Raw genomic sequence first — 8,447 nt, forward strand, 5'->3', positions numbered from 1 at the left:
TGGGGTCCGGGTGGCGAAAACGTAAGAAATACTCGTCGAATTGATTGTTTTTTGATCATTTGGCGAGTTTAAAAGTTGCGCTAGGTGGTATGCCGGGGAAATACATGGCTACTTCAGACCATCCTTAAGCAAATAATCATTCCCTCTATTAATTTCTTCCACTACTGCCCTTGAAAGGTCGGCCCAATAAGTTGCACGGCCACATACTTTTTCGGGGCTTGAAGCCATATCCACTGCTTTTTCTAAGGAGATAAGTGCTGTCATTATTCCTGGGTCAATCGAAATCAGCACTTGTTTAACCCCGAGGCTGGTGCTTTTTTCTTTTTCAGCCGATGTGTGTTCTGGATCGCTAAGGTGATGTGGGATGTCTTTCAGTGCGTGGTTGGTAAGAAAGTTATGCAGCTCTTCCATGTTGGAAAAATTAGCTGCTTCCAATAGGTATGGGCTATCTTTCATGGCTTCGCAAATAAAGCCACGCTGAAAGATGCGAATCCATCTTGTTTGGAAAAATGCCAATATAGCCTCTGGTAGATATCTTTTCATAAGTAGCGTGTCATATCTGGCGTGACCAAGGGCTTTGGCCATCTCTGTTACGCTTTTTGTTTTCAGGTATACCAAAACTCCTGAGGAGGCTCTTAGTGTGGTAAGGGATACCCTTGTCAGAAATTTTACGAGCTCTTCTTCTCTGCGATGTGTATAGGGCTCGAATTGTTCTTTTAATATTTTCAGTGTATTCTTCTTGCTTTTAAAGTTTGATAGGTTCCACCCAGGGAGTCCGGCGCTCATTGGGTAGGAGAAACCAAGTCCGCACGTAATAAATAGCTCTTGCCAAGTATCATCACCATTCGCCCGCAGGAAATCTCTAAGCGGCTTGGTTATTTCAATTACCTGCTCAATGAGGAGTGTGGTGGTTTCATTCAGTTTGATTTTTTGCTCAGAAAGCCTGCTGCCTCTTCTATCTTTAAATCCGATCAGCCAGTTCCCATCTGTTTCCGACTTCCTGAAACCGATGTAATCACCATTTGCATCATGTAAGATCAATTTCTTCAGAAAGCTTGGAGTGATCTCGGCGTGCTCGATAGTTAGAAGGCATTGAAATGGGAATAATCTTTCCGCTGTCGGAAGACCAAGAGTCTCTGCAATGTGCGGTTTGGGGGATCTACCGCCATATCGGTTACTTAAGTAATTCGAGTCAATTTTAAATCCGTCTCGCTCGAATGTAGCGAATACATTTTCAACACCCATTTTCTCTAATGTTGACATGCTTGCGCCAGACTGGATGGGTGTTCCTTGTTGGGCTAGCAGCTTTCTGCGCTTTACATGGGCGTAGGTTTTTTCGCACTGGGCAGCCGCCCACCTCTTAACTGTATTTAGATCTGATTCTATGTCCTTAAATAATACCTCAATGGTTTCCGAGTCTGTAAGATGCAGCGGTATTGAAGTAAGTAGTTTTTCATGGACCTCGATGCCTTCTTCGTTTACCCTCGTTCTAGACGGCGTTCCAAGCGTTTTCCTTTGAGTCGGCTTAGGCAGCCGGCCGTCAAATGGAACTGCCCATACATTGCTATCGAGAAACGCCTCTTCCAGATTCGATATCGTTCGATTCCATGAGCTGATTTTGGCATTGATGTTGAGTTTTCGGTGATGTGCATCCATGAAGCTTTCTTTCATGAAGCTCAAGAAGAACTGCTTTATCAAAATTGGATGGTAAAATGTCATCCTCGGCCAGTCTTGCGCGTTTTCACTAAGGAATTTAATAAGCCTGTTGATTTCAGTGAGGCTCGATCTCGCCTGCTTCTCATAGAACAAGCGGAGATTTTCATAAAACTCTTCAGTGAAATCTTTTCCATGGGAATTCCAAAGCATCGGCAATGCAATGAAGGAGATTTGTCCTTTTTTGTCCACAATATCCCAACAGTTCCAATACCGGATGGTGGAGGGATCAAGTAGCGGTATGTTCTCACCCCAATTGTTTGGATAGCTTTCCTTTATCCAGTTGTCGTAGCTGATTGTCGCGAGCCAAGGTGATCCGATATCCATTTTTTCAAAGGCTCTAAGCAGAATCCGCGCATATACCCGCCGTGATTCCAGCTTTGCCCTTACAAAGTCTTCCCCAGCTAGGGCCTCTAGAAATCCCCGCAAGATTTGTGCAAATGCCTCGCTTGCGAGGCTGCTGAGTGTGACGTAGGTATCGTTGAGGTGGCAGTAGCATTCCAGCAGCTTCATGGCCACATCAGGTGATGCGATATCTCCCTCCGAGCAGAGCTCAATTTTTGCGACCACCTCGGGGGAAAGCATTTGGTACGGGTAGTTGGAAAGCGCGAAGGTGTTTTTGATGATTGTCAAAATTTCTTGGCCTTATTTTTCTGCTAGAAACTGCTCTAGTACGCTAGTTCATGAGATTTTTACAGGATCATGCGAATAGTAATGTATATCTGCGCAGCCTGGACGCTGATCTTGCCCTTGCGCTGTGTTTGAGCGGCCGGGAGCTCCTGCGTGATGAGCCACCACTGAAGCTGCTTCTGATGTCCGCAACGCTCGAAGGCGATCGGCTTTCGAAGGCTCTGAGTGACGCTCCCGTGATCACCAGTGAAGGGCGAATGCATCCCGTCTCGACGGTTTGGGGTAGCCCCTATCAGCCGGGCGAGCGAATCGATGCGAGGGTCACTGACACCTGCTTGGCTGCCATCAACGAACAGGCTGGAAGCGTTCTGGTTTTCCTTCCTGGGCAGGCAGAGATTCGGCGGGTGGCAGAGACACTCAAAGAGCAGTTGAGCAGCCGTCCCGACGTGATCGTATGCCCGCTGTACGGTGACCTTGACCTGAACACACAGCGGGCTGCGATAGACCCGTCACCCAAAGGCTTCCGGAAGATCGTACTGGCTACGAACATCGCCGAGACCAGCTTGACCATCGAAGGCGTCAGGGTCGTGGTGGACAGTGGTCTGGAGCGAGTGCCGAAGTTCGATCCTCGCAGTGGCATGACCCGACTCGACACGCAGCGAATCTCGAAGGCCAGCGCTACCCAGCGTGCGGGGCGAGCAGGGCGCCTGGAGCCAGGCGTCTGCTATCGCCTGTGGTCGGAGTCGCAGCACGAGCAAATGGCCGGCTACAGCACTCCAGAGATCCTGCAGGCGGATCTCGCAGCCCTGGCACTCCAGTTGGCCCGGTGGGGAATGAAGCCGGAAGAGATGACCTGGCTCGACCAACCTCCATCAGCTCCTTTTGGCCAAGCCAGAGACCTGCTGAAGCGTCTGGGCGCACTCGACGATGCTGGACAGCTCACACCGCACGGATCAGCCATGAGCGAGCTCCCGGCGCATCCACGGATCGCCCACATGCTCCTCAAAGGCAATGCGATGGGGCTGGATGACTTGGCGTGCAACATCGCGGCTCTGCTGGGTGAAAAGGACATCCTGCGTGGAACAGGTGCCGACCTTCACACCAGGCTGAGTGCCTTGTCAGGCGAGCAACATTCACGTCGTAGTGGGGGTTCCCTCCAGCACGTGAAGCAGTCTGCTCGGCAGTACCGATCTCTGCTGCGTGGGAAGGCCTCCAGCCCCGTCAGCGAGCCCGATCACCCACGATGGGTAGGGTGCCTCCTGGCGTTCGCCTACCCTGACCGAATAGGCCTGCAGAGGCGTGCAAGTGCATCCGAGTACCGTCTCTCCAACGGGCGCGCCGCAGTGTTTTCTGAGCCAGACGCCCTCACTAAGCATGAGTGGCTGGTGGTGGCCGACCTGGGAAGCCGGCAAGGTCAACGTGAGGAACGGATCTACCTGGCCAGTGACCTTGATCCGGCCCTGTTCGATGACGAGTTGGCTGACCTTGTGAGGTCAGTCGACGAGATCGATTGGGATGAAAGGGAAGGGATGCTCCGGGCTGAGCGGCAACGGAAGGTGGGGCAGTTGGTTATCTTTTCAACGGCGCTGCCAAGCCTGGATGAACACGCCCGTTCGCTCGCGCTAGTCAGCCTTGTAAGGCGCAAGGGCATCGAACTGCTGCCCTGGAACCCAGAGTTGCGGCAGTGGCAAGCGCGGGTGGAGCTGCTGCGTCAGCTGGATAGCCAGAATGGCCAGGCCGACAGCAAATGGCCTGATCTGAGCGACAACCATCTGCTGGATACGCTCGAGCAGTGGCTCACGCCATACTTGGGAAAGGTCACCCGGCTCAGCCATTTCAGCCAGTTGGATATGTCTTCGATAGTCAGGAATCTACTGCCCTGGCCGCTTCCACAAGCGCTGGAGGCCCAGGCACCTCAGGCGATTCACGTGCCGTCTGGCTCGAGTATCCGCATCGACTACTCGCAGCACCCGCCAGTCCTAGCTGTACGGTTGCAGGAGCTGTTTGGGCTTTCTGAAACACCTCGAATCGCCCAAGGAAGGCAGCCACTGATGCTGCACCTGCTATCACCGGCTCGTAGGCCTGTCCAAATCACCCAGGATCTCGCCAATTTCTGGCGTAGTACCTATGGGGAAGTGAAGAAGGATCTCAAAGGCAGATACCCCAAGCACTATTGGCCTGACGATCCCTTGGTGGCTGAGGCGACGGCCCGAGCCAAGCCTAGAAAAGCCTGATGAGGGGGCCGCCTTCCAGCCAAGAGCCTGGTGGGGGGCAGCCCCGGTAAGGCTCGTGAACACCTGTTACTGCCATGCACCAGTTTTTAACAACTTGTTACTTTGTGCCTCAATACTGTGCACAGTCTCTCTTCTTTCAGCGAATTCTTCCTGTCCCCGTTCAGTTGCATCTCGCAAAAATTCCTTTCCAGCCCTTGGCTCACCTGTTTCCAGCACCTCTCGGCGGTAACCTGCAGAGCCTGGATTAGGGTTGGCAACAACATTGCATATGCTTGTATGTACAAGTAAGCATGTGTGAAGGGGAGTTGGTTCTACTGACCCTCTTTGCGCTCAAGATCGCATCGCCCTGTAGGCCTTATAGCCGCTACTGGACTGAGTTGGATTGATCGCTGAGGAGTCTTGTTGTGACTGACAATAGCCAGAAACCTACGAAGTACCGTGCTACCAGTATCCGCGCTGCCTGCGGTAACACGCTCACAGCCAAGAGCTGGCTGACCGAAGCGCCGCTGCGAATGTTAATGAACAACCTTGACCCAGATGAACAAGCCACCAGCCTGAATGACGCATTGGCCCACCTCGAAAAATATACCAAGGAAGGCAAGGCCATCTCCATCGCGCTGTTGGGTAACGCGGCCGAGACTTTCCCGGAGCTGGTAAAGCGCGGTGTGCGTCCAGACATGGTCACCGACCAGACCAGCGCTCATGACCCTCTCAACGGTTACCTTCCGGCCGGCTGGACGTGGGACGAATACCGCGCTCGCGCCAAGTCCGAGCCCGCTGCTGTCGTGGGCCGATTTGGGCAGGAGCCCTACAGGTTCTGATGCTGGCTGCCGGCGCCTTGGGCGCCGGGTGTCTTCAAATATCGTGGGAAGCACTTCATGAATCTCTTACAGATGCTCAGTTTCGGCGATAACGGTTGGGGGATGGCGTTGCTTAAAGCTGCGCTCATGACATTGTTGTTGACGATTGCAGCAATGGTCGTTGGAGCGCTGGTCGGCAGCGTCGTAGCTATGGCCAAACTCTCGAAACGTCGTCTGTTGCGCGGCGCGGGAGACGCTTATTCAATCCTGTTCAGAGGGATTCCGGAGCTGTTGGTGATTTACCTGTTTTATTTTGGCGGGGCCAGTGTGATTTCGGCGATCAATCATTGGTTCGGAGGCGAGGGATATATCGACGTACCCCCTTTTCTGGTGGGGGTCATCGCGGTAGGGCTGATTTCGGCGTCTTATCAGGCTGAAGTCTACCGAGGTGCCTTCACCGCCGTTAACAAGGGTGAACTTGAAGCGGCGCTGGCTATTGGCATGCCTCGGAGGATGCGTATTCGAAGGGTATTGATGCCACTGATTTGGCGTTATGCATTGCCGGGGCTCGGAAACGTCTGGCAAATGAGCCTAAAGGACTCGGCGCTCATCTCGGTGATCGGGTTGGTGGAGCTTATGCGGGCCAGCCAAGTGGCGGCAGGCTCTACTCGCCAGTACTTCACCTTCTACATCGTTGGCGGGATCTGCTACTTGATCCTGACCGGGCTTTCGGGCCGCCTATTGAACATTGCCGAGTCGCGTGTGCAGCGTACGCAGCGGCGCCATTCTGCACAATCCTGAGAAGGGGACGCTTCCAATGATCGACATTGCCTTTCTTGCCGACACGATGCAAAAGTTACTGGGCGCCTTGCCCATCACACTGGCGTTGTTTTTCTCATCCCTGTTGCTGGGGTTGGTGCTTTCCGTGGGTGTCGTCTCCATGCGCGTTAGTCGCTGGCCATTCCTGAGTTACCCCGCGCGGTTCTATATCATGCTGTTTCGTGGTACGCCGCTGCTGATACAGATGTTCTTGATCTACTACGGGCTGGGCCAATTTCCGGCTATTCGCGACAGTTTCCTGTGGGTGGTGCTCAAGTCACCGTATGGCTGCGCAGTCGTGTCGCTGGCACTTTGCACGGCGGGTTATACCGCTGAGATTATTCGAGGTGGCCTGCAAAGCATACCGCCGGGCCAGATTGAAGCGGGCCAGGCGGTTGGTATGAATTCCTGGACACTCCTGTGGCGGATTATTTGCCCTATAACCCTACGCCAAGCACTTCCGGCCTACTCCACCGAGGCCATTCTGTTGGTCAAATCCACTGCCCTCGCCAGTCTGGTCACCGTATGGGATGTAACCGGCGTGGCTCAACAAATTATTCAGCGTACCTATCGCACCATGGAAGTATTTATTTGTGCTGCGCTGATTTACTTGATTCTCAACTTTCTCGTTGTGCGCATCGTGGCGTGGATTGAGCACAGGTTGTCCCCGCACCTGCACGAACGGCCACAAGACGCTCCCGCAAAGCGGACGCCTGAAGCAACTTCCCATTCCTGATTGCAACGGAGCTTATCATGAGTACTCAAAATCAGAGCGCCCTATCGGTTTCCAACATTCATAAAGCCTTTGGTTCGACACAAGTCCTCAAAGGTATTTCGTTGGACGCTCATAAGGGTGACGTGATTTCTATCTTGGGTGCCAGTGGTTCAGGCAAGAGCACCTTTTTGCGTTGCATCAATCTGTTGGAGACACCGGATGAGGGGCGCATTGTCCTTGATGGCGAAGCCATAGAAATGAAACGCCACCCTAACGGTCGCTTGCTTCCGGGGAATGCTCGTCAGGTTGAAAGTATGCGTAGCCGGTTAGGTATGGTGTTTCAAGGGTTCAACCTGTGGTCGCATATGACCGTATTGCAAAATGTTATTGAGGGCCCGATGCGCGTCCTCAAGCGCTCGAAGGCGGAGTGTGTGGAAGAGGCGGAGCAGTTGTTGCAGAAAGTAGGGCTCTATGACCGACGCAACTATTACCCGGCACACTTGTCCGGTGGGCAGCAGCAGCGTGTGGCGATTGCCCGTGCCCTCGCGATGAACCCTCAGGTAATGCTCTTCGATGAACCGACTTCGGCGTTGGACCCGGAGTTGGTGGGTGAGGTGTTGCGTGTGATGCGTTCGTTAGCGGAGGAAGGCCGGACAATGTTGGTGGTCACGCACGAGATGGGCTTTGCCCGTCATGTCTCAAACCGTGTGGTGTTTATGGCTAACGGTCTGATCGACACCCAAGGTAGCCCTGCTGATTTGTTCGAAGGGCTACCGACTGAGCGTTTCCGCCAGTTTGTCAGCAGCCATAGCCAAAGAAATGCAGAGTGAACGCTGTTCGTTGTGCCGCGAATGCCACATGAGGGTCGGCTCCGCATGTTGACTCAAACCATGGATGATCAAGCCTCCCGCCGCCTCGGATGATGCGCGGCAACCATTTCGACGTCGGCTATGGCCATTGTTGAGATGGGCGGGGGGCTAAAACCGCTTAGCGGTGTACAGAGCATCACCAAAAATGGACGGGAGGCAGGCTGAACAGGGAAGAGGAGGGAGAACGGATGGTGGCAGTGGGCGTGAGTGGCCCAGCAACAAGAGAGTGCTGGGCACACGTGTTCAAGATTTAGGCGTGAGGTCAACCTTGAACCATTTTTCGCTGAGATTCTTCACGGTACCATCACTGATAGCTTGTTTGAGAGCCTCATCAAATTTTGCTTTCAGATCAGCGTCACCTTTACGGAACCCCAACCCTTCACCTTCACCCCATATCGGGCCTTTGATTTCGGGGCCGGTATAGGCCAGGCCCTTGTTTTCGGGCTTGGACATGATGGAATCCAAAAAGGTTACGTCGTCAAAAATAGCATCAATGCGACCGGATTGGAGATCGAGGATGGCATCTGCTGAGGTGTTATATGAATCGCCCCTGGTTTCGTAGACACCTCCAAGCCTCATAATGAGGCCCAAATAGGAGGTGCCATGAGTCGTCAGCGTTACCCCGAAGAGTTCAAGATCGAAGCGGTCAAGCAAGTGACCGAGAAAG

General features: G+C 53.3%; 5 protein-coding genes and 2 pseudogenes. 5 read left to right on the forward strand and 2 right to left on the reverse strand.

The genetic code is table 11. From position 1 onward, the window contains the following. Positions 1-108 precede the first annotated feature (108 nt). Positions 109-2,346: a hypothetical protein gene (locus tag L6D80_RS29625; RefSeq protein WP_176517010.1), complete on the reverse strand. Its 2,238-nt coding sequence runs from the start codon at positions 2,344-2,346 to the stop codon at positions 109-111. Between the two features lie 86 nt (positions 2,347-2,432). Between L6D80_RS29625 and hrpB the strand changes: the two are divergent. The 5 genes and pseudogenes from hrpB to L6D80_RS29650 all read left to right on the forward strand — a co-directional run. Beyond that, positions 2,433-4,577: pseudogene (gene hrpB, locus L6D80_RS29630) on the forward strand (ATP-dependent helicase HrpB); the annotation flags it as partial. A gap of 404 nt (positions 4,578-4,981) precedes the next feature. Then, positions 4,982-5,365: pseudogene (locus L6D80_RS29635) on the forward strand (hypothetical protein); the annotation flags it as partial. A 90-nt stretch (positions 5,366-5,455) separates the two neighbouring features. Next, positions 5,456-6,178 carry an ABC transporter permease gene (locus L6D80_RS29640; RefSeq protein WP_054900885.1) on the forward strand — a complete coding sequence of 241 codons (723 nt, stop codon included), beginning with the start codon at positions 5,456-5,458 and terminating at the stop codon, positions 6,176-6,178. Positions 6,179-6,194: 16 nt separating this feature from the next. Beyond that, the gene (locus tag L6D80_RS29645; RefSeq protein ID WP_054900886.1) at positions 6,195-6,932 is read left to right on the forward strand and encodes an ABC transporter permease; all 738 of its coding nucleotides are present in this window, start codon (positions 6,195-6,197) and stop codon (positions 6,930-6,932) included. A gap of 17 nt (positions 6,933-6,949) precedes the next feature. Then, positions 6,950-7,741 (forward strand): ABC transporter ATP-binding protein, encoded by a 792-nt coding sequence (locus L6D80_RS29650; protein WP_176517008.1) that lies wholly within the window; start codon positions 6,950-6,952, stop codon positions 7,739-7,741. Positions 7,742-8,023: 282 nt separating this feature from the next. Here the strand turns inward: L6D80_RS29650 and L6D80_RS29655 are convergent, their stop codons facing one another. Further along, complete coding sequence (locus tag L6D80_RS29655; RefSeq protein WP_236183107.1) at positions 8,024-8,359, reverse strand: transporter substrate-binding domain-containing protein; 336 nt, start codon at positions 8,357-8,359, stop codon at positions 8,024-8,026. Positions 8,360-8,447 lie beyond the last annotated feature (88 nt).

The sequence above is a fragment of the Pseudomonas ceruminis genome (assembly GCF_021602025.1).
GTDB classification, from domain to species: domain Bacteria; phylum Pseudomonadota; class Gammaproteobacteria; order Pseudomonadales; family Pseudomonadaceae; genus Aquipseudomonas; species Aquipseudomonas ceruminis.

Coding starts and splice junctions, on each gene's coding strand:
- L6D80_RS29640 (WP_054900885.1), top strand. CDS start 5,456: ATGAATCTCTTACAGATGCTCAGTTTCGGCGATAACGGTTGGGGGATG.
- L6D80_RS29645 (WP_054900886.1), top strand. CDS start 6,195: ATGATCGACATTGCCTTTCTTGCCGACACGATGCAAAAGTTACTGGGC.
- L6D80_RS29650 (WP_176517008.1), top strand. CDS start 6,950: ATGAGTACTCAAAATCAGAGCGCCCTATCGGTTTCCAACATTCATAAA.
- L6D80_RS29655 (WP_236183107.1), bottom strand. CDS start 8,359: ATGAGGCTTGGAGGTGTCTACGAAACCAGGGGCGATTCATATAACACC.